29 protein-coding genes and 1 pseudogene are annotated in these 23853 nt (G+C 50.1%); 15 read left to right on the forward strand and 15 right to left on the reverse strand.

Annotation, left to right across the window (positions count from 1 at the left end; all coding sequences use genetic code 11):
- Positions 1-27 precede the first annotated feature (27 nt).
- The 9 genes from P0D43_RS05960 to P0D43_RS06000 all read right to left on the reverse strand — a co-directional run bounded on the left by P0D43_RS05960 (position 28) and on the right by P0D43_RS06000 (position 6508).
- Complete coding sequence (locus P0D43_RS05960; RefSeq protein WP_350104787.1) at positions 28-1020, reverse strand: patatin-like phospholipase family protein; 993 nt, start codon at positions 1018-1020, stop codon at positions 28-30.
- Between the two features lie 18 nt (positions 1021-1038).
- Entirely contained in the window at positions 1039-1398 is a 360-nt protein-coding gene (locus tag P0D43_RS05965) for a copper-binding protein (RefSeq protein WP_394673505.1), read from the reverse strand.
- A 40-nt stretch (positions 1399-1438) separates the two neighbouring features.
- Positions 1439-1969, reverse strand: a complete 531-nt coding sequence (locus tag P0D43_RS05970; protein WP_159572542.1) for a DUF411 domain-containing protein — start codon at positions 1967-1969, stop codon at positions 1439-1441.
- The gene (locus tag P0D43_RS05975; protein ID WP_394673506.1) at positions 1966-2493 is read right to left on the reverse strand and encodes a cupredoxin domain-containing protein; all 528 of its coding nucleotides are present in this window, start codon (positions 2491-2493) and stop codon (positions 1966-1968) included. The genes P0D43_RS05970 and P0D43_RS05975 overlap by 4 nt, the downstream gene beginning before the upstream one ends.
- 10 nt (positions 2494-2503) lie before the next feature.
- Positions 2504-3919 (reverse strand): multicopper oxidase family protein, encoded by a 1416-nt coding sequence (locus P0D43_RS05980; protein ID WP_040512439.1) that lies wholly within the window; start codon positions 3917-3919, stop codon positions 2504-2506.
- 19 nt (positions 3920-3938) lie between these two features.
- Entirely contained in the window at positions 3939-5354 is a 1416-nt protein-coding gene (locus P0D43_RS05985; RefSeq protein WP_394673507.1) for a TolC family protein, read from the reverse strand.
- The gene (locus tag P0D43_RS05990) at positions 5351-5680 is read right to left on the reverse strand and encodes a hypothetical protein (RefSeq protein ID WP_291745957.1); all 330 of its coding nucleotides are present in this window, start codon (positions 5678-5680) and stop codon (positions 5351-5353) included. Before P0D43_RS05990 ends, P0D43_RS05985 begins: the two co-directional genes overlap by 4 nt.
- Before the next feature lie 53 nt (positions 5681-5733).
- Complete coding sequence (locus P0D43_RS05995) at positions 5734-6114, reverse strand: hypothetical protein (protein ID WP_171099034.1); 381 nt, start codon at positions 6112-6114, stop codon at positions 5734-5736.
- Positions 6115-6178: 64 nt separating this feature from the next.
- On the reverse strand, positions 6179-6508 hold the full coding sequence (locus P0D43_RS06000; RefSeq protein WP_159572550.1) for a hypothetical protein: 330 nt from the start codon (positions 6506-6508) through the stop codon (positions 6179-6181).
- A 167-nt stretch (positions 6509-6675) separates the two neighbouring features.
- On the opposite strand from P0D43_RS06000, the gene P0D43_RS06005 reads away from it, so the two are divergent.
- Both P0D43_RS06005 and P0D43_RS06010 read left to right on the forward strand, forming a co-directional pair.
- On the forward strand, positions 6676-7371 hold the full coding sequence (locus P0D43_RS06005; protein ID WP_105029761.1) for a heavy metal response regulator transcription factor: 696 nt from the start codon (positions 6676-6678) through the stop codon (positions 7369-7371).
- 2 nt (positions 7372-7373) lie between these two features.
- Positions 7374-8708, forward strand: a complete 1335-nt coding sequence (locus tag P0D43_RS06010; protein WP_159572552.1) for an ATP-binding protein — start codon at positions 7374-7376, stop codon at positions 8706-8708.
- Between the two features lie 122 nt (positions 8709-8830).
- On the opposite strand, the gene P0D43_RS06015 is transcribed toward P0D43_RS06010, so the two are convergent.
- A complete protein-coding gene (locus P0D43_RS06015; RefSeq protein ID WP_159572554.1) occupies positions 8831-9073 on the reverse strand; it encodes a hypothetical protein in 243 nt (80 codons plus the stop codon).
- Between the two features lie 2 nt (positions 9074-9075).
- Here P0D43_RS06015 and P0D43_RS06020 point away from each other — a divergent pair, with 2 nt between their 5' ends.
- Positions 9076-9393: a transposase gene (locus P0D43_RS06020; protein ID WP_159572556.1), complete on the forward strand. Its 318-nt coding sequence runs from the start codon at positions 9076-9078 to the stop codon at positions 9391-9393.
- Positions 9390-10031: a DDE-type integrase/transposase/recombinase gene (locus P0D43_RS06025; RefSeq protein WP_159572558.1), complete on the forward strand. Its 642-nt coding sequence runs from the start codon at positions 9390-9392 to the stop codon at positions 10029-10031. Before P0D43_RS06020 ends, P0D43_RS06025 begins: the two co-directional genes overlap by 4 nt.
- Here P0D43_RS06025 and P0D43_RS06030 read toward each other — a convergent pair.
- Complete coding sequence (locus tag P0D43_RS06030; RefSeq protein WP_159572560.1) at positions 10006-10935, reverse strand: tyrosine-type recombinase/integrase; 930 nt, start codon at positions 10933-10935, stop codon at positions 10006-10008. The genes P0D43_RS06025 and P0D43_RS06030 overlap by 26 nt on opposite strands.
- A gap of 178 nt (positions 10936-11113) precedes the next feature.
- Between P0D43_RS06030 and P0D43_RS06035 the strand changes: the two are divergent.
- Positions 11114-11323: pseudogene (locus P0D43_RS06035) on the forward strand (transposase domain-containing protein); the annotation flags it as partial.
- On the opposite strand, the gene P0D43_RS06040 reads toward P0D43_RS06035, so the two are convergent.
- A complete protein-coding gene (locus P0D43_RS06040) occupies positions 11320-11877 on the reverse strand; it encodes a DUF6933 domain-containing protein (RefSeq protein WP_350109397.1) in 558 nt (185 codons plus the stop codon). The pseudogene P0D43_RS06035 and the gene P0D43_RS06040 sit on opposite strands and share 4 nt — an antisense overlap.
- A 28-nt stretch (positions 11878-11905) precedes the next feature.
- On the opposite strand from P0D43_RS06040, the gene P0D43_RS06045 reads away from it, so the two are divergent.
- Entirely contained in the window at positions 11906-12292 is a 387-nt protein-coding gene (locus tag P0D43_RS06045) for a MerR family DNA-binding protein (protein WP_236550914.1), read from the forward strand.
- A gap of 293 nt (positions 12293-12585) precedes the next feature.
- On the opposite strand, the gene P0D43_RS06050 is transcribed toward P0D43_RS06045, so the two are convergent.
- A complete protein-coding gene (locus P0D43_RS06050) occupies positions 12586-12978 on the reverse strand; it encodes a MerR family transcriptional regulator (protein WP_008249297.1) in 393 nt (130 codons plus the stop codon).
- Between the two features lie 78 nt (positions 12979-13056).
- Here P0D43_RS06050 and P0D43_RS06055 point away from each other — a divergent pair, with 78 nt between their 5' ends.
- The 7 genes from P0D43_RS06055 to P0D43_RS06085 all read left to right on the forward strand — a co-directional run bounded on the left by P0D43_RS06055 (position 13057) and on the right by P0D43_RS06085 (position 20621).
- Entirely contained in the window at positions 13057-13680 is a 624-nt protein-coding gene (locus tag P0D43_RS06055) for a cation transporter (protein ID WP_159572568.1), read from the forward strand.
- Positions 13681-13720: 40 nt separating this feature from the next.
- Positions 13721-14047: a hypothetical protein gene (locus P0D43_RS06060; protein ID WP_159572570.1), complete on the forward strand. Its 327-nt coding sequence runs from the start codon at positions 13721-13723 to the stop codon at positions 14045-14047.
- A gap of 85 nt (positions 14048-14132) precedes the next feature.
- Entirely contained in the window at positions 14133-15380 is a 1248-nt protein-coding gene (locus P0D43_RS06065; RefSeq protein WP_159572572.1) for a TolC family protein, read from the forward strand.
- Positions 15377-15955: a hypothetical protein gene (locus P0D43_RS06070; protein WP_159572574.1), complete on the forward strand. Its 579-nt coding sequence runs from the start codon at positions 15377-15379 to the stop codon at positions 15953-15955. Before P0D43_RS06065 ends, P0D43_RS06070 begins: the two co-directional genes overlap by 4 nt.
- Before the next feature lie 2 nt (positions 15956-15957).
- The gene (locus P0D43_RS06075; RefSeq protein WP_394673508.1) at positions 15958-17070 is read left to right on the forward strand and encodes an efflux RND transporter periplasmic adaptor subunit; all 1113 of its coding nucleotides are present in this window, start codon (positions 15958-15960) and stop codon (positions 17068-17070) included.
- Between the two features lie 12 nt (positions 17071-17082).
- Positions 17083-20202 (forward strand): efflux RND transporter permease subunit, encoded by a 3120-nt coding sequence (locus tag P0D43_RS06080; protein ID WP_394673509.1) that lies wholly within the window; start codon positions 17083-17085, stop codon positions 20200-20202.
- A 26-nt stretch (positions 20203-20228) separates the two neighbouring features.
- The gene (locus P0D43_RS06085; RefSeq protein ID WP_236550915.1) at positions 20229-20621 is read left to right on the forward strand and encodes a hypothetical protein; all 393 of its coding nucleotides are present in this window, start codon (positions 20229-20231) and stop codon (positions 20619-20621) included.
- 106 nt (positions 20622-20727) lie between these two features.
- Here P0D43_RS06085 and P0D43_RS06090 read toward each other — a convergent pair whose 3' ends face one another.
- Positions 20728-21651: a bile acid:sodium symporter family protein gene (locus tag P0D43_RS06090; RefSeq protein WP_138515477.1), complete on the reverse strand. Its 924-nt coding sequence runs from the start codon at positions 21649-21651 to the stop codon at positions 20728-20730.
- 130 nt (positions 21652-21781) lie between these two features.
- The gene (locus P0D43_RS06095; protein ID WP_159572582.1) at positions 21782-22204 is read right to left on the reverse strand and encodes a MerR family transcriptional regulator; all 423 of its coding nucleotides are present in this window, start codon (positions 22202-22204) and stop codon (positions 21782-21784) included.
- A gap of 70 nt (positions 22205-22274) precedes the next feature.
- Between P0D43_RS06095 and P0D43_RS06100 the strand changes: the two genes are divergently transcribed.
- A complete protein-coding gene (locus P0D43_RS06100; RefSeq protein ID WP_394673510.1) occupies positions 22275-23327 on the forward strand; it encodes a cation transporter in 1053 nt (350 codons plus the stop codon).
- Positions 23324-23806 carry a signal peptidase II gene (lspA, locus tag P0D43_RS06105; protein ID WP_394673511.1) on the forward strand — a complete coding sequence of 161 codons (483 nt, stop codon included), beginning with the start codon at positions 23324-23326 and terminating at the stop codon, positions 23804-23806. The genes P0D43_RS06100 and lspA overlap by 4 nt, the downstream gene beginning before the upstream one ends.
- Positions 23807-23853 lie beyond the last annotated feature (47 nt).

The following is a 23853-nucleotide window of genomic DNA, read 5'->3' on the forward strand; positions in this document are numbered from 1 at the left end:
GACGCCAACCTGTGCTTAATTAACCAATCACTTCAGCAGTTTTTCAGCTTTCCGAAGTTTTTCTTTGGCTTCCAAATAACCTGTTTTAAATACCCAATGACGATCATTCAAACCCAGTTGACCAACATTGGTTAACTGAGGGGCGATGATCATTGTTGCCTGTAACATCTCCAGTTCTTTGATTCTAAAACTCGATATCAAAAAGGTTTGAAACATCAAATCGGTAAGCGTAGAGACCTCAGCAAGCTCGGGGGGATACACCACGTCTACGGCAAGAATTGGAAGATCACTCAAGCGTTTTGCCGGAACTATCGGCAGTGGAGAACTGGCCTGACCATCGATGTAAAGACGGCCATTAATGGAAGGTGGCGTGAAGATACCTGGAATTGTTGAAGATGCCCGCACTGCCTGGGCGACATCACCTGCATTAAAGACCACGGGGCGACCTGTTTGGAGGTCTGTGGCCACTATGGCAATTGGTTTCGGGAGATCTTTAAATGTTTGAATGCCGAAATCCCTGCGCAATTGCCGTTCAAGAAACTGACCCGAAAAAACTCCAGCCTCGCCCTTTAAAACTGGCTGTCCCAGATTCGGTAACACGGGTACAAACAGATCCCTGCTACTTAGTGAATCAGCACGTTGCATCATTTGATCGGCTGTATAGCCCAGGCCCCAATAAGCAGCCACGACAGCACCCGCACTGGTGCCAATCACCATTCGGGGCTCAAGCCCCAATTCCTCCAGGGCTTTAAGAACTCCGATGTGGGCAAAGCCACGAACCCCTCCACCGGAGAGAACCAAAATAAAGCCCTCCTCCATTTTCTGTGTGCGGGTTGCATGCTCGGCGCTAAACCAGGGTTCCTTCTTTACCTTAACCGTTGGTTTGTGACTTTCCGGATGAACAAAATTTCCGACTGTTTGACAGGCACAAAGCACCATTGCGGAACCCAGCAAACTCAATATCAATCCCAATTTACCAACAATGACCGATCCATTGGGAAGTCCAGGTTTGTTTTGCAATGGTGCTTCTCCTGATTACTATTTCTTCTCGATGTGGGTGATGTTCATGTTTTGATCCACAGCAAATAGAACATTGTCGCCCTTATTCAGGCCTTCCAGTTGGGCGGCCTCTTTGGCCGAGAAAACCATAGTCATAGGCGGCATTTGAAGGGTCTTGATTTGGCCATGCTTTAAGGTGACCTTGCCGGTTTTCGAGTCAATTTTTTTCACCTCACCCTGCGTCATTTCCATGGTTTCGGACTGCTTCATCTGCATGCCTTCCATGGACTTTGGATCCGTGGGTTTACTTGAATGGGAACCGTGATCTCCTCCGGCAAAGACCGAAGTCGAAATTGACAGCGCAACGATTGAAGCAAGTTTGATTAAATGGGTTTTCATGATTTTTTTCCTTTCAGTTTTTGTTAAGTCGGGTGTTTTTTCAAAATTGATCTTGATAGGTTTTCACTTCCGCATAAACAGAAGCGCTCCCATCCTTCTTCAGGAGTAATACCTGATACGGCATGAATTTGTTGCCATATTCCATGCCAGGAGAGCCAACTGGCATCGCTGGAACGGACAGGCCAAGTGAATCCTCGGGTGTTTCGTTCAGAAATTCCCTTATGTACTTGGCTGGAACATGGCCTTCAAACACAAAGCCATTCGCCGATACTCCTGTGTGACAGGATTGGTAATTGTTTTCGATACCGAACTGCGCCTTAATGCTGTCTAGGTCTTCGTGATTCGAATACTTCACGGAAAACCCCGATTTTTCCAAGTGTTTAATCCATTCGCCGCAGCAACCGCAGGTCGCTGTTTTGTGTACATGAATGGGTAAAACTTGATTGGCATCGGATTCTTGTGCAGCCACTGAGACTTTCTCAACATTTGAGAAAGTCTCAGGTTTGATGGCAGCAAAAACACCCAATGCCAAAATTGCAGTTGCAATACCAACAAAAGCAATTCGCTTCACTTTTCAGCTCCAGAGGATTTGGCTACGCGCAGTGGTCCGCGCATACCTGCATCAAAGTGGCCTGCAATCAAGCAGGCAAACTCAAACTCGCCACTTCGGTTGAAAGTCCACACCATCTCAGTGGTTTTGCCCGGAGCCACATGTGCCATATAGGGCTCTTCATGCTCCATGTTTGGAAACTTCTTCATTAAGTCTGCATGCTCCAGGTTCTTGTCTTTTGTCCCCAGAACAAACTCATGCATCAGCTTTCCTTCGTTCTTGACAATAAACTTCACTGTTTCACCTTCCTTAAACTGCAAGGAGGATGGCTCAAAGCGCATGTTGTCGGACATCACGACTTTGACCGTGCGGTCTATCTTGGTCGGAGTGCCGGCAATGCCCCAGTCGGTTTGCTCAAAAACTGGTTGTGCATTGGAATCTGCCTTTTTATGCTCTTGAGTGCCGTGCGCCAATACGGCCACGGGCAATAAAAGCCCAGCACCAAGCAGCAGCGATAGAGAATGATTTGCGAACGATTTTTTCATGGTTGACTCCTTAGTGGCCCGAATGGCCTTGAGGTTTTCTGACCTTCAACTCGATTGTTTCCTGAGGTCGATTACTGGATTTCATGGCGGGCTTTCCCGCCTTGTCGGATGTTACGGGCTTGGGCATGTCTGGGCCTTCGTATTCAAAAGCCACGGTTTTGCTAGGATGTTTGTACCAACCGGGGTCTGAATAATCCCCAGGCTTTTGGTCTTTGCGCACTTTCAACATACTGAACATGCCGCCCATTTCCACTGAGCCAAACGGGCCATCGCCTGTCATCATGGGGATGGTGTTATCTGGAATCGGCATCGTCATCTCAGTCATATCGGCCATACCCCGTTCACCCATCACCATGTATTCGGGAACGAGCCCTCGGGCTTTTTTCGTTATTCCCCGGTGATCCACGCCGATCATGGTGGGAAGGTCGTGTCCCATCGCGTTCATCGTGTGGTGGCTTTTGTGGCAATGAAAGGCCCAGTCGCCTTCCTCATTGGCTAGAAAATCAATCTGCCGCATTTGCCCAACGGCGATGTCGGTAGTCACTTCGGGCCAACGGCTGCCTTTGGGTGTTGGGCCGCCGTCGGTGCCGCTCACCTCGAATTCATGGCCGTGCAGATGAATGGGGTGATTGGTCATGGTCAAGTTACCAATTCGTATCCGAACCTTGTCGTTTTTTCGAACACACAAGGGCGAAATTCCGGGAAACACGCGGCTGTTCCACGTCCACAAATTAAAATCGAGCATCGTCATGATCTTTGGTGTGTACGCACCAGGATCAATGTCGTAGGCATTCAGCAGAAAACAGAAATCTCGGTCCACGTTATCAATCAAGGGATGTTTGTTTTTGGGGTGAGTCACCCAAAAACCCATCATGCCCATGGCCATTTGCACCATCTCATCGGCATGCGGGTGGTACATGAAGGTACCGGGACGCTTGGCCTCGAACTCATACACAAAGGTTTTGCCGGAAGGAATGGCCGGCTGGTTCAGGCCTGCAACACCGTCCATGCCATTGGGCAGGCGCTGGCCATGCCAGTGCACGCTGGTGTGCTCGGGTAGTTTGTTCGTCACAAAAATACGCACGCGATCACCTTCCACCACTTCAATGGTGGGGCCTGGGCTTTGTCCGTTGTAGCCCCAAAGGTGAGCGACCATACCTGGTGCCATCTCACGCACCACGGGTTCTGCTACCAGGTGGAATTCCTTCACGCCATTGTTCATGCGCCAAGGCAAGGTCCAACCATTCAAGGTGACCACTGGGTTATAGGGGCGCCCAGTGTTGGGGGTCAATGGGTCCATGGTGTCAGGCGAGGTTTGAATGACGGGCTCGGGCAGCGCGGCCATGGCCACTTTGCTGACACTGGCTGCCGCCACTGCGCCACCGGCCATGCCGGCAAACTTAAAAAAATCTCTTCTGGAATTCATTGCTCTTACTCCAAATCTTTTAATGACCAGCAGCGGCTTCAGCCGCTGGACTTTGGGTGCCCATGGAAAGCTTTACATTGCTTGGACTGCCCATCAATGCAGCATCCAAGGCCAGTTGAGCTCGCAGAAAGTTCGCTGATGCGTCAATGGATGACTCGATGGAACGCACCTGATTGCGACTGTCGGCAAGTAGCTCGAAAGTACCAATCAACATGCCGTTGTAACGCAGTGTGTTTTGCTCGGCCAAGGTATCGAGCATTGGAACCACCTCAGTTTGATAGTGCTTGGCAATGTCATAAGCTGTGCGGTAATTGGTGTAACTTTCCCGCAGGTTTGAATCAACATTCCTCATGACCGCCTCAAGCGTGTTGGCCTTGGCCAGTAACTCGGCAGAAAACGCGTCACGCCGCAAGCCACCCCAATCGAACAGGGGCAATCGAATGTCCAGTTCATATCCCTTTGGGTTGGTTTTGGAGCCGGAGTCTCTGTCAAATACAGAATCGCGGCGAATCCCAGCCTCAATGTCTACAAAGGAGCTCACGGTTTCAGCACCAGACACTTTCAGCGCCGCGTCGTAAGCTTGCTTGGCCATTTGAACATCCAGCCGCGAGGTGGCCTGTTTGGACACTTCTTCAGGCTTTTTCACAGTAGCGGGCAAGTCTGGCAAGCGATCTGGAAGTTTTAGCTCCTCAAATTGCTGTGCGTCCAGCCCAAGCACGCGAGCCAGTTTTTCCCGGGTAGATGTAGCCTCTTGACGTGCCATGGCCAAGCCAAGCGCGGCATCGGAATAAAACATTTGCTGACGAATACGTTGAATAATCGTGAAGTTACCCACTTCTTCCATGCGTTTGGCCAATTCGGCACTGGCTTGAGCATTCTCGAATACTTGCTCCGCATATTGCTGTTTTTGCAGGGCGACCACCGCATCAACCCAAGCTGAGCGCGCTTGAGCCACTTGCCCAATCACATCACCAGCCAACTGCAGTTGAGCTCGCTCAATTCGAAAAGTTGCAGCCTGTTGACGCCAAGGAAGAGTGATTAAATCCAACAGGCCAAAACTGAACAATCGCCCAATTTCAAGTTCATCTCCAACGGTAATTCGTTCAAAATTGAAAATTGGATTGGGGATTCGACCCGATTGGGCGGCCAATGCAGACTCGCTGTAACCCCGAGCCAACAGCGCCTGAAATTCAGGGCTGTTCACCAACATTAGCTCCACTGTGGAATTTAATCCGAGCGGGGTTTTCAACAACTCATCTGCTTGCGCGCGCAACTGATTGCGCTGCTCATCGTTCAGAGCAAGAACCACTTTCTTTTCGGTCATCGACGCAGTGGTTTCATTCAGGTTGGCCATGGACTGATCCATGTTCACTGTGGCGCAGCCGGTCAAGCCTGCAATCGCTAAAGCAATTGCTGTGTATTTCAAAGTTCTCATCGGTGCCCCCCTTGGTGAGCTTCGCCGGGGCTCATGGGCTTTTTCATTTTGCCCATGTCATGTCCCATGCCGCCATCCTGCATGGGTTGCTGGTCTTCACCATTTTTCAGGTAAGGCTCACGGGCGTAATATTGCCAGCCACCAATTTTCTCTACATTCTGATTGGCCCCCACCCAATCACGGTCGCCTTCTTTGGGCTTCCATGCTGAGTAGTTCTCAAAAGCTGATTGATATTCAATCTGCAAACCTTCCGACTGGGCGTTTGCAAATCCTGTGCTTGCTGCGAGAATTGAACCCGCTAACAACAACTGCATAACCGTACGCATACACGTACCTCCACCAAATGAATTGAAATCATTAAACGAAATTCAGGATTGGCTTAGGCCAGGATGGGCGGTCGGTAAGGCAGCGCCAGGTCGGTACTGGGCAGGATTGAAGAGAAAGGAACGGAGATGAGAAGGTTGGATTGGATCAAACCAACTTGAACAACTGGAAGGTCGAGCTTGGCTTTGTAAATGGCATCACAACTGCAACAGGGCCTTTCATTGGACTCTTGTTCGTCCGAAACAGCATGGTGGGCAGTTTGGTCTGACATGTGCTCGATGCAATGCTCGGACGAAAGTGATGAAGGATCCGACTCATCCGAGGTTTGCTTGAAGGAACCGGTATGACATCCGACCATGACCGCAAACGCCGTACCCTGAAAAATAACAGAGGCGGCGATTACAAACATCAACAGTGATTTGATCACTTTGGTCATGGTTGTGCGGTCTGGTGATTGTTCAAAAGAATAACATCGCTTTCGCAGATGTCAAACCTTGCCTTTAGTTCGAATTAGCCAAACGACGCTCTTCTACAGTTTGGCTTTGCAATTCACGCAACACCTCTTGGCGGGTTTTTCCAGACCTAGAGTTGCCCCAATCACCGTGTGTGGTCCCATCACCGCTGGCTTCAGAACCAATAATGTTTGCGCTGTAGCCGCGAAATCCCTTGCTGGCGTGTGACGCAGATTTCGCTGGATCTTTGTATCCCAGATGGGGTTCATACACCGCATCGCCTTTGCCGGGGTGGAAGGCAGCATCTGCAAGGACCAATGAAGGTGCAGTAATGGCGAAGGTGGTAATCAGAACAGCGGCAATTTTAATATTTTTCATGATGATCTCCTGATTGATTCGAATTGGAGGGTTGTTTTTCTAGACCCATGCCCTTAGTCTAGTCAGGGGCACCTGTCAGCTACCTTCCCGGTACATTACAAATATGTAATCTTCACCAAATTCGGGGTGGTTATACTGGGCACCTGCATAACAACCAAAAAAAGTCGATGAAACTGCTTTTGATCGAAGACGACCTGCGGCTGGCCGATTACCTAAAGAAAGGATTGACCGAGGAAGGTTTCGTTGTCGATTTGGCACGCAACGGGATTGACGGTTTGCATTTGGCCACCCAAGGCCTTTACGACGTGATCATTCTTGATGGCATGTTGCCCGACATTGATGGTTTGGCCGTATTAAGTGCGTTACGCCAATCCAAAAGTATTCCGGTACTGATGCTTACCGCCCGCGCCATGGTTGAAGACAGGGTGAGCGGCCTGAAGGCCGGTGCAGATGACTACCTGGTAAAACCCTTTGCGTTTGCCGAGCTGGTGGCCAGGCTTCACGCCCTGGGGCGCCGAACTTCAACAGTTGCAGCAGAAAGCCAAACCACCGTATTGACCTTGCTGGACCTGGAGTTGGATGCGGTGCGCCGCACGGCCAAACGCGGCGGCAAGGATTTGCGGCTAACGGCCAAAGAATTTTCATTGCTGTGGCTGCTGCTTCGCCGCAAAGGAGAAGTGATTAGCCGCACCGAAATTGCAGAACTGATTTGGGACATGCATTTTGACAGCGAAACCAATGTGATCGATGTGGCCATTCGCAGGTTGAGGATCAAGCTGGACGACCCTTACGAAATTCCGCTGCTTCATACCATTCGGGGCATGGGGTATGTTCTCGAGATTCGGGCGCAGGGCAAGGAGTGACCGTGAAATCAATTTCCAGAGCCACCATCGGTTTGACCAGCTCCGTCAGTGTACTGGGCGTGGTTTTACTCGCAGTGCTTGTGTATTGCTGCATCCACTTTTGGCAGGCCAAGCAACAGGAAGAAACCGCCAACCGCGCGCTTCATGCAGTTGAACACCTTTTACTAAAACCTACTTCCGAGTATTCACCCGAAGACGTGAAACATGGCCTGGAAGAAGTGTTGGGAGGGCAAGGTCGAACCCAAGCCCGAGTTGTTGACAGCCGGGGCAATCGCATGTTCGGGCCAGAGGTGTTCTTCAATGGAGAGGGATCTATTCGGGAATTCTCTCAAGTGTTTGAAACCGAACTTCCCCAACTGCAAGCCAAACGGGTTGAACTGGCAGTAAGCACCGTAGATGACGAACGTTTTCTGAACTTCATTTCAGGAATTTTTGCATCGTCCATCGTGTTGTGGATTCTGGTGTCGGTGTTGATCAGTATGCGACTGATTCGCCTGGTTTTGCGCCCTATCAATCGACTGACAGAACGCATTCACAATTTGGGGCCACGCTCGCTTGATGTTGTGCTGGACGACCACAAGGCCCCGCTTGAATTGCGACCCTTCATCGACGGATTCAACCGCTTACTGGGGCAACTGCGCGAGAACCGGGAGCAATTGAAACTGTTCAATAGCAATGTTGCACATGAATTGAATACACCACTGTCGAGCTTGACCATTAGCCATGAGCTGCTTCAACGCCGCAAACTGATTGAAGGTGAGGACCTTCAAAAAATTGTCGGTGATCACCTCGACGAACTCGATCGTATGGCACGAATTATTCGCAGCATGCTGTTTCTGGCCAATGCAAACCAGGGCAGAAAACTGCAACTTCAACCTGTGCCAAGTCTTCGTCAGTTGGTGGTATCAGTCGCAGAGTACCTTGAACAGTTGGCCGAAGACAGAGATCTTCGCATCACAGTTAAAAGCGATGCCACGGTGGAGGCTGAAACCGAATTGATTAAACGAGCAGTGAGCAATTTGCTGTCCAATGCAATTCGGTATGCGCAGGCCAACACAGAAATTACCGTACACATTACCTTAGAAGCAGAGAGGGTGTGGATCAAGGTTTCGAATGAAGGCCCGACAATTGACCCACTCAAATTGAATCGTTTGTTCGAACCCTTTTTCCGTGCTGAAGAGGGGCGAAGTGACACTGGGAGCAATCACGGACTTGGCCTGGCCATTGTGGCTGCAATTGCGAAACTGCATGGTGGTGATGTGTTTGCAAGCAGCGAAAATCAAGTAACGGTGATTGGCTTTTCGATTCAAACGAAACGACAATCGGCATCAGGATAGGCAAATAATATTGTCGAAAAGATGCTGTTCATCAATTTTCATGGCACTTAGGTTTTGTTGCCGCTTTTTATCACCTCACGCTGGAATCGGGACAGGAGAATAATTCGTCGGTATTGCGAAATTCAGTTTTCAACTGTTACCAGTCTCGCTTGATCCAGCCCGAAACGGCTGGATTGCTCATTTTTCACGGTTTGCATGATGTTTTTCATCCAAGCCATCACCGCAAATAAGGGTAAATAAAGGGCAATCGCCCTCATCAGCCACTTCAGGTTAAAGCCTGCCGCACACAGCAGCACATGCAGTGCATCACCAGATTGTAATGACCCAGTGAAATTCTGCTCAGGTGATAATGAAGGAGAAATCACAGATGAGCATAGAAATGAACGACGACATCAAGCGCTGGACAGCCAAGCGCAAAGCAGCCCTGGTCATGGATATTATTCAGGGCAAGACCACTGTCTCAGAGGCCAGCCGAACATTTGATTTATCACCCTCTGACATCGAGAACTGGGTCGATGAGGCCAAACGGGGCATGGAGAATGCTCTGAAGGCTAAGCCCTTTGAAGTCAAAGAACTCTATGAAAAGCAAATCAAGGACCTTCAGGAAGCATACGGGGAGGCCATGCTGGAGTTGCGTGCCAGAAAAAAGCTTCAGTCCCTTCTGGGCGAGGAGGACGACAAATGATTCTCCAAATTCGGCAGGGACTCCTTGAAGACGGTTTGAAGGTGAGTATCGAAAAGTTGTGCCGATGGTTTGAAGTGCCGCGCAGAACGGTCTATTACAGGCCCACCAAAGCAGCACCCAAGGTCAACGAGGCTTATGTCAAACCCATCAAGGCCATGATTGAAGAGAACCCAGCCTTTGGCTATCGCACCGTGGCGTATTTGCTGGGTATGAACAAAAATACCGTGCAACGCGTGTTTCAGTTGATGAGCTGGCAGGTACGCAAGCGACCCGTTGGCTTTCGCCCGCGTGTACAAGCTTTACCTGCGGTTGCGCAACGGCCCGATGAACGTTGGGCCACAGACCTATGCCGTGTTTGGTGTGGCAAAGACGGCTGGGCTAGCCTGGCGTTGGTGATTGATTGCCACACGCGAGAATTGCTTGGTTGGCACTTGAGCAGAAGCGGTAAATCAGCCACGGCAGAGTCTGCGCTGGAGCAAGCCCTTATCAGCCGCTTTGGCGTGCTTGGAAAGGTCTCAAAACCCTTCCTGCTGCGCTCGGACAATGGCTTGGTGTTCTGCTCCAGAAGCTACACAGCACTGGTGCGCAGTTACGGTTTGCAACAGGAATTCATCACACCTTACAAGATGCCCCTTTGAGCCACGTTCTTCGCATTCCGTGAGCCTTACCTTTGTTTATGCGTAATGTACCGGCCTGCCAATCAATGTCATCCAGTTCCAGATTGGTAACTTCACATTCGCGCAGGCCCAGGTCGACCAGGCAGCGCACCATTGCATAGCCACGCCTGTGCGATGGGATCTCCGGTGGGAAAGCTTCCAACAATTGCTCGATCTCACTTTGCGACAGAGTTTGCGGTAAAGACGCCAATCTCCAACAAGCCGGTGAGGCGATGATAGGCAGCAAATGTTCCACACGAGCACCGCTTATTGCCAAGAATCGTAGGTAGCCACGAAGTGCACCGGCAAGTGAAGACGCACTGGCAGGGCTTATGCGTTTGAGTTCACGCGAAATAAATTGTCTTAGCTCGTCGGCGCTTGGAACCGCCATCTCGTTAGTGTTAGCGTCTACTGCCAATCGCATACGCAGTAATGAGCGGATGACACTCAAGCGTCGCGTTCTCGTACTCTCAGCCAAGCCTCGGGCATCCTTCATGTAAATATTGAACTGTGCAAGCTGGGTTTCAACCCTGTCGTGACTTGTGTCGTTTGATAGAACTCCCTGATCCACCAGAGTACTTAGCAATTGGCGCAGTGCCGCACGAACCTGATGCCGGCTGCGTTGTACGGGAGTGGAACATTTGCAGATAGGCAGGTGCTTATCAAGGAAGCATTGGACTACGTCGTCGGTAATATCTTCAGCGAACAATCGGCAGTGATGTGTCCAGTGCGCAAAATGCGCTACGCAGTGCACATACACACGAACAGTGGCGACAGCATATCGTCGGCTAACCAAGCGTTGCACATAGGCTGGGACAAATGTTGCTAGGTCGCTTTCGCCAAGCCAAGCGCTAGGTACAGGGTGAAGCGAATTGCACAAATCCATTGGAATCTCCTGAAGTGGGGTTGCCACTACAGGAGATTCCTATTCTTATGTGAAGTCTAGCCTCCGTAAAAAAAACTCGAAGTCGCTTGCTGTGTAAGTTCGCCCCTTTGACTTCGATAGATAGATTCACATAAAAACGCAGTTTGCATAATTACGATTATGCAAATCTTCTCATAATCGCAAGAACTGGTTGTTTGCCGGAAGCCTGCGCTCGGGCCAACGCAACGCAGCCATCATGAGCCTGGTTCAATCGGCTAGGCTCAATGGACTGAACCCGCTGGTGTATCTCAAGGACGTGATGGATCGACTGCCCACGCAGCCGTACAGCAGGATCAACGAGTTGCTGCCGCACAACTGGAAACCTGCGTCGGCATCAATCGAAAGTTAATGCTTGGTCTCTGGATTGCCTAGATTGGCCTCTACTGCATCCCAAGCGTGAGGCCACTGCAAAGTTCGTTGAGGCATGGTGTTGATATTCAGAATGATGTCAGTCAAGTTGCAGGACTGTAGACCACCGCCCACCTCGATCATTGCGCGGTAACAAAAAACCAAATCATTGAGCACACCCAGTACACTTCGACTGTCCGTCTTGGCAAACAAGCCAGAGTGATAAGGAGTTAGTGCGGTGTCGATGGCGGCATCTGAATAGCCTCGCATCTCCAAAAGTTGAGCGATACCGGTCAGCATCATGTTGGGCAAAGTCTTGGCTGTCACCGGTTTCTTGCCCTGGTACATGATGAACGACAGATAGGTGTTCTCGCTCATGAAGACAAAGCAATTGTGCCGCCCAACCTTGAATCGGTTGATGTACCAATTGCCCAGCGGTGCGGAGGAGGGTTCAGCCTCAACCAGAGATGCCTTGGACAGTTTCAAAACCTTCTGAATCTCAGCGGTGCACTTTAAATAAAGCATTGGATGGTGGGCCTGGACAGGAACAAACATGCCGGCAGTTTAAGCAATGCGAAACGGAATGTCCAAATCCAAGTCAAGACGGGTTTGCTGGGGGCTTACAACGGTTCGCTACTACCAACGCGTGGGCATGTTGGCACAGCCTGCCAAGCCCCTGCACGGTATTCGTAAATATGGTGTCGGCGACGTTAAGCGGATCCGCTTTATCAAACGCGCCCAGTTATTGGGTTTTACTTTGGCAGAGGTGTCTGAACTGCTGGTTTTGAGCAACGCTAGTTCCTGCCGCGAAACCCAAGATCTGGCCGAAAGCAAGCTGAAATCTGTTAGCGAGAGAATCCGCGACCTGACTAAAATGCAAGATACTTTGTTGCAGCTTGTGGCTCGGTGCAATGCAGCAGACGACTCGACCAGTTGCCCCATTATTGACGCATTGGTGGGTGAAGATTAATTCCATCATGCAGGCCTAAAGGGTTACCTATACTGCGTCGATTTGTGTAAAGTTTGCCGCGAATTTATAGACCTACTGGATTAGGTGACAATGACGAAGCCATCAGCCAACGCAAGCTAGATTGATGCTAATGACCATCTTGAATGGTAAGACAAGGTTGATATTAAATTTGTTTCCAGCTTTGTACGCAGAGACAGACAGTGGTCGATTTTTGTTCTCACGTGGCGTTGAGCCTAGTAAAAAGCGACTAGTGCGTTTATCTGCACTTCTCTAATTGAACGTTCGATACCTAACTAAATTATTAACGATGTTTTTATGATTTCGCATTGGGCTATTGTGTTGTGACCCAAGCATTTGGCACGCAAACGTTGCAATTCGCTCCGAAGTGCTTGAAGTCTGCTGATCCTTTTGTCGATCTCAATCAATTTGTCGTCAATAGCCTCGTTAATTGGCTCGCATGACTCACGGGGTGAATGTTTGAGTTTCAGTAAAGAGCGTATTTCATCCAATGAAATGTCGATACCGCGACAAAACACCACAAATGCTAGATCTTCGAGATGATGCTCGCCGTAAACCCGGTAGTTGGAGGCGGTTCGGTCTGGTGCACAAAGCAGGCCTTCCTTCTCGTAATAGCGTATTGCCTCCACCGTTATTCCCAACTTCTCGCTTAACTCACCGATTTTCATCAATTTCTCCTCGGGGTTGACTCTAAAGCTACTTTAGGGTTTTTAATGAATGTATTGCAATTTCACGAGGAGATCAAGATGCCAGGTTGTTCAACATGTCACGACCATCAGCCGGCCCAATCAGTTTCACCAACCTATAAAAAAGTGTTATGGGTTGCTCTGGTTGTGAATTTGGGTATGTTCATCGTTGAGGTGGCTTCAGGTTTGAAAGCGGGCTCTGTCTCCCTGTTAGCGGATTCACTTGATTTTTTTGGCGACGCAGCGAACTACGCTGTTTCCCTTTTTGTGTTGGGCATGGCGCTGTCGATTCGTGCCAAAGCGGCCCTTGTTAAAGGTGCAACACTCGGAATTTTCGGGGTAGGCGTTTTGGCCTACACGGCGTATCGCCTTTGGACAGGGCAAGTTCCTGAACCTTTGACCATGGGCGTGGTAGCGGTGTTGGCACTCGTTGCCAATGTAGCTGTAGCTTTGATGCTTTACAAATGGCGTGAAGGCGACTCGAACATGCAATCAGTGTGGCTTTGCAGCCGCAACGATGCCATTGGAAACGTAGCCGTGGTTGCAGCCGCCGGCTTGGTTGCCTGGACCGGCAGTGCATGGCCTGATTTGGCGGTAGCGGTGTTGATGGCCACTTTGGGTATTACCGCAGCTAGAACCATCATCACTCAAGCATGGCGCGAATTGAACCAAACCAGTGTGTGATACTCTTACGCTCATGAAAAAATTTTTCCTTGTCCTTCTTATGTTGGTACTACCGCTTCAAGCAGCGCTTGCAGCGGTGGAAACCTATAACGGACACGGCGTAGAACATGAATCTGCGATTGAGGCAGTGCTTCATACCCACGATGGGCATGATCACCACGCCGCATATCACGAACCAGACAATAACAAGCAGCAAGACCAAACCTGTGATGGTGATCACCACCATTGCCACGCCCACAGTGTGAGCGTGCTGCCCAGTTTGTTGACTTTCACCACACTTCCCAATGCCTTGGACCAAGCACCCGAAGAGTTCAACGGCTTTCAATCTTTCTCGTCAAACCGCATAGAACGCCCGAAGTGGGTCTGAACAAAACCTGAATTAACCGCCCCTTGGTACCTGCTTGTGCAGGCTAAAAAGGGCAGTTCATCTGTTTTGTTTGGAGAATTTACCTATGTATTCACCACATCGTGTGGTGTCCACTTGCCTGGCTTTATTGTTCTTAAGCGCTGCTCTGCCTGCGTTTACTCAGCAAGCCATGCCTGTGGAAACCCCAGTGACTGTTCAAGATGCCTTTGAATCGGCCTTGAGCATTGATCCTGAAGTGCAGTCGGCACTGAAGCGCATTGAAGCATTCAAAGCGAGAAGGAGTGCGGCCAGCGCCTTGACTGCCCAACCACTTTCACTGGAAGGGTCGTATCGATCGGATCGGAACTACAACAACCAGGGCTTGCGAGAAATCGAGCTGGGTGTGTCAGCACCCATCTGGAACTGGAATGAGCGGGCGCGTACCCAATCATTGCGAGACACCGAAATTGAGTTGGTGCAGTTGCAACTTGAACAGAAAAAACTTGAGCTCGCTGGTCTTGTACGTCAAACGATTTGGAATACTTTGGCAGCGAACCTTGATGCTGAAATTGCGCAGGCGCGACTTAAATCTGCGAAAGAGTTGATGGTGGATGTTGAAAAGCGGGTGAAGGCTGGTGATTTGGCCCAAACCGATTTTTATCAGGCTTCTGCCCTGTATGAACAGACCCGAGCAGAATTTGCTCGAACTCAAAGCGCTTTAAGTGATGTGAGTGCAGATTACGCGGCCACCATCGGTTTGCCTGTTTCAGTGCTTTCACAGATTCAAACCGAGAGCACCGACATTCCCAATGGGCTGAAACCGCTGGATCATCCCGCGATCAAACTGGCGCAGCTTAAGGTGTTGGCCCAGCAACAACAAAGCGATTTGGTGCAAACCCAAGCGCGGGCGAATCCTGAGGTGGGTTTGGCCATCATCAGCGACCGTGGCGCATTCACCTCGGCCAGCGAGAAGTCTTTGGTGGTTTCCACGCGAATTCCTTTGGGTAACTCGTCGGAATACCAAAGCCGGGTGTTGCAGGCAGAAAGTGAAAGCATTGCCGCCGAAGCGGTACTGACAAAAACCCAGCGGCAAATAGTTGTTGTTGGCCGTGCCGCCGAGAGCAACTTGGACCTGTTCGCGCAAATCAGGGTGTCAGCCCAAGAGCAGGCCAAGCTGGCCGCAAAAACCTTCCAGTTGTACAAAAAGTCATTCGATTTGGGTGAAACCGATTTGCCCACTTTGTTGATTGCCGAGCAAAAGGCCTTTGAGGCCGACAAACTGGCCCGGAAATCTGCCATTGAATATGCCGCAAAAGTTTCTGCCTACAAACAGGCCCTGGGACTTCTACCATGACCAATATTGAGATCAACGTAATGAAACAGAGCAAATTTTTAACCAATGTATTGTCAGCCGCAGTGCTTGCCGGCTCGCTCATCTTCTCCACGACAGCTTATGCAGGCCCTGGTCACGATCATGGCGATGAAGCACCGCTTGGAGTTGGTGAAGCGTCGCCCCGCGTGGTCATGGAATCGGAATTGTTCGAAGCGGTTGGCATTTTGAAAGGCCGCATGCTTGAAATTTACATTGATCATGCAGCCACCAATGCACCCGTGCAAAACGCCAAGGTGGAATTGGAACTGAACGGTCAGCAAGTGCCAGTTGAGTTGCACAGTGAAGGCGAATTTGATGCGCAGTTACCCGAGGGAATCGAGGATGGGACAGTGGCTGTCAGCATGACTGTATCCGCAGGCGAAGACATTGATCTTTTGGCTGGGGATCTGATTGTTGGTCACCACGATGATCTCGATAGTGTTGAAGAAGTGCAGTCACGTCTTTCGAAAATAGTCTTGTATGGAGTGGGTGGTTTATTGATTCTCGCTTTGATTGTGTTTGGGTATGTTCGTCTGAAATCAAAGGGAGGCAAATAATCATGCTGAAGAAAAATTTTATTCTCTCGGTGGTGGCGTTTGGCTTGTTGGCACCGCTTCCCTTGTACGCAGGCCCTGGGCACGATCACGGCGACGAAGCAGCCGTTGCCAGCACTGGGGATGGTCCCAAGCGACTTGCTACGGGTGAAGTGTTCCTGCCAAAACCGGCACAACGGCAGTTGGATTTGCGAACACAAATTGTGCAAGTAAAACCACAGGCCAAGGTAATTGAAATGAATGGTCAAGTGGCGCTGGATCCCCAATCGGGCGGTGTGGTGCAAACCAGCCTGGGAGGTTTTTTTGTGCCTTCCAGCAATGGTGTTCCGAAACTTGGGGAGCCGGTAACGAAAGGACAAATTTTGGGATTTATCCAGACTCCCCAAGCCCCCCTTGAAAAGTCTGCCCAACTGGCGCAATTGTCACAATTGAAATCTGAATTGGCGTTGGCCAAACAACGCTTGGATCGGTTAACCCTACTGGCTGACACCGTACCCAAGAAAGAAATTCAAGCCACCCAAGCGCAGGTACATAGCCTTGGTGAGCAAGTGTCTGCGGTATCTGGCGGTATTGGCTCGCGCGAGGAGCTTCGTTCTTTGTCAAACGGTGTTGTTGCTTCGACAGCAGCTATTGCTGGCAAGGTTTTTTCTGAAGGCGATGTGCTGTTTGAAATCGTGAATCCCAAAGTGGTCCGAGTTGAAACCACTTGGTTTGAACCAAATGCCGTACCAGAATTTTTGTCTGCCCAGGTTCGCGCAGGCGAGAAGACTTTGAAACTCAACTATGTGGGTGCAGCCAGTAGCGTAAAAAATCAGTCGCTGTCTTTGGTGTTTGAAGCCCGCAACGTTGACGGTCCGCGGTTTCCAACAGGCCAGCTCTTGACCGTTTACGGTGAATTGGCCGAGAAGCTTGACGGTATCGCCATACCCAGTGCGGCCGTGGTTAAAAATGCGGCCAATCAAACCATTGTCTGGGTCAAGAAAGAGCCAGAACTGTTTGAGCCCAAGGTGGTGTTAACCGAGCCGCTGAACGGCGTTGAGGTGTTGGTAAGAAGCGGCCTGACCGGTGATGAACGCGTGGTTGTTCAAGGCTCGACCTTGATCAACCAGGTTCGATAGGGGGGCGTCGACATGTTTCAAATGTTATTGGACAGCAGCCTTAAAAACCGGCTGCTGGTACTACTCGGCGCGCTTATTTTGACCGTGTATGGGGCATATACGCTGACCCAAACACCGGTTGATGTATTTCCTGATCTGAACAAACCAACGGTGACCGTGATTACTGAAGCGGGTGGTATGGCTTCGGAGGAGGTCGAACAATTAATTACGTTTCCTTTGGAAACAGCTTTGAACGGCCTTCCGGGTGTGGAGGTCATTCGCTCGGTATCCAGTGCCGGACTCTCGTTCATTTACGTGACTTTCAATTGGGACACTGAGATTTATCGTGCGCGTCAAATGGTGTCTGAGCGGCTTTCCAGCCTGGAAGAATCCATTCCTGCTGGCGTGGCGCCGGTGATGGGGCCGGTTAGCTCGATCATGGGCGAAATCATGCAAATTGCCATACCGCTTGATTCGAGCAAGACCACACCCATGCAAGTGCGCGAGTATGCAGATTGGGTGCTTCGGCCTCGATTGTTATCGATTCAAGGCGTGGCACAGGTGATCCCGATTGGTGGCGAAGTACGCCAGTTCCAGGTTCAACCAGATTTGCAGCGGATGGTGGATTTGGGCATTACGATTGAGGATCTGCAGCAGGCATTGAGCGGTTTTGCATCCAATACATCGGGCGGATTTTTGGCACTCAATGGCCGTGAGTACTTGATTCGAAACCTTGGAAGAACGTCGTCTTTGGAGGACCTTGCCAAGGTAGCCGTGGGTTCGGAAGATGGTGTGCCAGTGCTGCTCAAGCAAGTCACCAAGGTTGATTTTGCGGCTGCAGTTAAACGGGGTGACGCCGGGTTTGAGGGCAAACCCGCTGTAATTTTGGGCGTGCAAAAGCAGCCAAGTGCCGACACCATTGCCTTGACCAAAAGGATTGAAGAAGCCCTGGTTTCCATGGGCAGCAGCTTGCCAGCCGGGATGGAAACACCACGTGTGACTTTCAGGCAGGCCAGTTTCATTGAAGCCTCAATTTCCACCTTGCAAGGAAAGCTGATTGGCGCTTCGATATTTGTCGCTGCTGTGCTGTTTTTCTTTTTGGGTACGATTCGCCCGACCGTAATTGCACTGGTTGCCATCCCCGTGTCTATTTTCATCACAGCACTGGTGTTTGAGTATTTCGGGCTGTCAATCAACACCATGACGCTTGGCGGTTTGGCCATTGCTATTGGTGGTTTGGTCGATGATGCCGTGGTAGACGTAGAAAATATTCTTCGCCGGTTGAAGGAACAACGGGCGAAACACCCTGGTGTTGCTTTCGACCTGGTGGGCCTTGTACGCAAAGCATCTCTGGAAGTACGAACCGGCATTGTGTACGCCACGGTCATTATTGTGCTGGTGTTCATTCCACTGTTCGCATTGCCCGGTATTGAAGGCAAGTTGTTTGTTCCGCTGGGCATTGCATTTATCGTGTCTACCCTCGCATCGCTGGTAGTTTCGGTCACAGTAACGCCTGTGCTGTCTTATTACCTGTTGCCAGGCATTAAGGATCTTGACCATGGCGATACTCGCGTGTTGGCTTGGTTAAAGTCCAAGTACCAGGTTGGCTTGTCTGGAGTGCTCAATAACCCGAAAGCGGCAATCTGGGCGGGTGTGATTGCGGTAATTGTTGCAGGCGCATCTGTACCATTTTTCGCTAAAACATTCCTTCCGCCTTTCAATGAAGGCACCTTGCTGATCGGTATGAGGTTAAATCCTGGCGTCACCTTGGAAGAGTCCTCGAAATTGGCCTCTCAAGCGGAAGTGTTGCTCAAAGACATTCCAGAAATTACACACATTGGGCGGCGAAGTGGTCGTGCGGAGCTGGATGAACATGCCGAAGGTGTGCATGTGTCCGAACTGGATTTGGGGTTGATTCCTGCCGGTGACATGACTCGCCCCATGGCGGAGTTACAAGCGGAAATACGCGAACGACTCCAGAACTTGCCGGCGGCTATTGCGGTAGGGCAGCCCATTTCACATCGCATTGATCACATGCTTTCCGGTGTACGTTCGCAAATCGCGATCAAGGTATTCGGGGAAGACTTGGATACCTTGCGTGGCACCGCTGAAACTCTGCGTGCAGAGCTGTCAACAATCGATGGACTGGTTGACCTTGAAGTTGAGAAGCAGGTGCTCGCACCAGAGATCAAAGTGCGGATCAACTACGATGCCGCATCCCGGTATGGTGTGTCTTCATCGGAAGTGTTGCATTCTCTACAGGCTTTGATTGAGGGCGAGAAAATTACTCAGGTGGTTGAAGGCAACCGGCGTTTTGCCCTGGTTTTGAAACTGGCAGAAAAAGACCGCAGTTTGGAGCAACTCAAGACTCTACTGATACCGACCCCCTTGGGTGCAGTTCCGTTGTCTGTTTTGGCGGACATTGAAGACAGTGATGGTCCCAACCAGATCAGCCGGGACGACGGGAAACGGCGAATTGTGATTTCTGCCAACGCCCAAGGCAGAGCGCTTTCTGAAGTGGTTGAAGACATTCGTACCACAGTTGCAAATACTGATTTGCCGGAAGGTTATTTCATTACCTTGGGCGGCCAGTTCGAGGCACAAGAAGAAGCCACACGCTTAGTCGGTTTTCTGTCAATCATTTCACTGGTGCTGATGTTTGCGGTGCTTTACAGCCGTTATCAATCGGTTCGCCTGTCGGCCATCATCATGGGCAATATTCCTTTGGCCATGGTAGGCGCGGTTCTTGGTTTGTGGTTATCCGGACAGCCTTTGTCAGTGGCTGCATTGATTGGTTTTATCACGCTTGCTGGTATTTCAGTTCGCAACGGCATTTTGAAGGTGAGCCACTACATCAACTTGATGCGATTCGAACACGAGCAGTTTACGCAGTCCATGATTGTGCGCGGATCGATGGAACGGTTAAGTCCAGTCTTGATGACAGCTTTGGTCACTGCATTTGCCTTGGCACCACTGCTGTTTGAGGCGGAACGCCCGGGCACCGAAATTTTGCACCCGGTTGCAGTTGTAATTTTTGCTGGTCTGATCAGTTCAACCTTGCTGGATACCTTTTTAACGCCAGCATTGTTTTGGGTTTTTGGGCGCAAAGACGCCGAAAGGTTAATGGAGCAATCCGATGCTCAAGCACTGTAAGTTTTTTTAACAAAAAGGAGATGAAAATGAAATCAATCAAATTGCTGACAACAACTTTCGGTCTAGTTTTGGCCTTGAGTTCAGGTTTTGCTGTGGCCCAGGAAAAAGATGAACACAAACTTGAGCCCAAGCATGGTGGTGTAGTGGTTGAATCCAATCACATCGAGTATGAATTGGTGGTGAAGCCGGAAAATGTTCAATTGCATGCAGTTGATCACGGCAAGGTGATGGACTTGAGCAAAGCCAAGGCCAAAGTGGTGTTTCTGGTGGCCGGTCAAAAAATGGAAAGAACACTGGCGGGTCAGGGGGCGCTTTTGTCGGGTGAGGGTGTTGACTTGAAGGGCTCTGCCTACACCGCTGTGGCCACTGTGGAATTCGCCAACAAGAAGAAAGCCACAGTTCGATTTAAGCAAAAGTAAAGGGTGAGGCGATGGCAATGATCTGACGATATTTTGTTCAAGCCTTGCCCACCGTCTTTACATTTTTACTCCGAATCTGGGTACCGGCGAGCATCCTCGCCGGTATTTATGAGCGCCGACTAAGAATTTTCGCAGCTATTGGAGAAGTAATCATCTGAATGACTGCAAAAAATGCGGCTGGAATCGCTATTTCCGATGGAAGACCAGATGCCGCCACAAATGCAGCAGCTATGCTGAATTCCTTTTTGCTTACTGTAAAAAGGTATGCGATCACTTCTTGCCGGTCAGAAGTTAGTAATCTTGCTGTCATTCCTACTGCGTAGCCAATGAGATTCAAACATAAGGCTGCCCCAGCGATAACAAAGGCGTACAAGCCATAACCGATGATTTTTTCCGCGTTCGGTCCCACGACAGCCAGAAGAATCAGAAGATAAATGACGGATCCAATCCCTGCGTAAGTTGAATCATAGCTTGAGATGAGTTTCGTGAATCTCGTACGCAAGCTCACACCCAAAACGGTGGGAATAAGGACAATCAATACCAGTTCGACAATAATCGATACAAGAGGAACTTCCAGTTGTATGCCTGTCAGTGATAAAAACAGGAAAGGGACGATGAACGGAGATAACACGGTATTAATGGCGTTAAAAACCGCTGCAAGGGCAACATTGCCCCGCGCCATCAGCACGAGTAAAGGAGATGAAACGTCGGTTGGTAGCGTACCAACCAAAGTTTGACCCGCAGCCAGTGGACCGACTCCAAAGAAAAAGCGACCCGTTAACATTCCAGCAATAGACATGGGTATGTAGACCAATCCCAGCGCCAAAATCTGCCTTGATGGTTTGCGAAGTACTAACCGCACGTCATTCGCATCAAACGTCAGACTAATGACAAACATCAAAAGTGCCAGCATTGGTCCGATTGCGGGCTCCAGAAACTGGCCCGATGCTGGGACCAATAACCCCAGTAATGCAATTCCAATCACAAACCAAACAAGGTTGGATTCAATGATGAAGATCAGTCGGCTCATATTCGCAAATCTAGTTTGAAGGTTTGACGCAAAATGTTTGCAAGTGCGCTGTTGGAGTGGTTTCGCTTTTAATGAACTTGGGCCAAGCGATGGACCGCGTTTGTCCTGTTGTCTCGATTTGAAATACCACCTAACTCCGGGTGCGAAGCGCTACTATCTGACTTTTTGCTGCCAGCTCGCTTAGTACACCACATTCGGCTGAAACGCCGGGATTTAAGCATCGGTTACGCAGCCAAGTGAGATCCTTTTCCAGCAACTTCAGTTTCTGCATTTGAAGGCGCGCGTCAGCCAAGTGCTTGTCCAAGCAGTCGTTGACTTCATGACATGGCGTGCCAGCATCGTCTTGGATCGCGATGAGTCGGGCGATTTCCTGCAACGTCAACCCCAATGCCCGGCAGTTGCGAATGAAAGCCAGTCGCTCTAGAGCTTCCAAACCATAGACCCTGTAGTTTGATTCGGTTCTTGTTGCATTGCCCAACAGGCCCTTTCGCTCATAAAAGCGGATCGTTACGGGCTGGCAACCAACGGCTTTTGCTAAATCTCCGATCTTCATCCCGCCTCTATTGACTCTACACTAACTATAGGGTTTAGCATCCTTACATCCTGAATTCTTAAGTCGCCACATGACCACTGAAAACAATCATCAAGAGAGCACCTTTTCTATACCGAAGATGGATTGCCCTTCGGAAGAAAATCTGATTCGCATGGCATTAAGTAGTATTGATAATATCGAGTCGCTGCACTTCGATCTGTCCCGACGAGAACTCAAGGCCCGGCATCAGGGAGAAGCTAATCGCTTGCTGGAACGCCTGCAGCCACTTAACCTAGGTGCAATTTTACTGGATACTCAACCGGTAAGCGTAAATGCTGAGGCAGGCTTGCTGGTGAGTGTCTTTTCCGTACCGAAGATGGATTGCGCCTCCGAAGAGAATCTGATTCGAATGGCGGTCCAGGATGTGCCCGGTGTGCAATCGCTGTCGTTCGATTTAAGCAACCGGGTCGTTAAAGTAACCCACAATGGCTCGCCCAATGAGTTGTTGCAAAAGCTCGAATCGCTTAAGCTTGGAGCTATTTTACGAGAGTCTAAGCAGGCAACTTCCTCGCCTGCCTCTACCGCTGCGATTGATGATGCCGCCCAGGCGCGTACTTTGCGCCTTTTGCTCGGTATTAACGCTTTCATGTTTGTGATTGAGTTGACGACGGGCCTAATCGCTCAATCGACTGGCTTGATCGCCGACTCTCTTGACATGTTCGCCGATGCTGCTGTGTATGGTTTGGCACTTTATGCTGTGGGACGTGCGGCAAGCATGAAGTCTCGCGCCGCGCATCTCGCGGGCTGGTTGCAGCTACTCTTGGCCGTCGGGGCCTTGACTGAGGTTGCCCGGCGCTTTGTGTATGGTAGTGAACCAGAGTCCATCCTGATGATCGGAATGGGCGTCATAGCCTTGATTGCTAACGTGAGCTGTTTGCTTCTGATATCAGGCAAACGCGAAGACGGCGTTCATATGAAAGCGAGTTATATATTTTCCGCGAACGATGTGGTTGCCAATCTCGGCGTTATAGTGGCCGGTGCCCTGGTAATGTTTACTGCTTCTCCTTACCCGGACCTTGTTATTGGCACCATCATTGGTGTGATCGTTTTAAACGGTGCGCGTCGCATCCTGCAGCTAAAATGAAGATCCTCCGTCCTTGGTACTGGATCGCCTTTGCAACGCTATTTGCAGTGTTGGACCAGGCATCCAAAGCAGTGATTGAAATTTGGTTGCCTCTACACAACTCAATGCCAGTTGCTGCGCATTTCAATTTGGTTCATGTGCTCAATCCCGGTGCCGCGTTCAGTTTTTTGGCTGATCAGGCAGGTTGGCAAAGGTTATTTCTTGCCGGCATTGCAGCTTTCGCGTCTGTATTTCTGGTAGTTTTGATCGTTCGAAAACCAAGGTTCATTGAGGCGACTGCCTATTCCCTGATCTTGGGCGGTGCGGTGGGTAATCTCGTCGACAGAATTGTTCGGGGTGCTGTGGTCGACTGGATCGACTTTTATGTCAATCATTGGCACTGGCCGGCCTTTAATTTGGCCGATGTGTGGATTGTCATTGGTGCTGGCTTATTGATATTGTCGGGTTTCAAGCAGAGGGCTATCACTACAGCGCAGTAGATTCTCTCATGTCTGATATGTTAATTCGCCTGTACTACAGGCAAGTC

The organism is Limnobacter sp. (genome assembly GCF_043511195.1).
Taxonomy (GTDB): Bacteria; Pseudomonadota; Gammaproteobacteria; order Burkholderiales; family Burkholderiaceae_B; genus Limnobacter.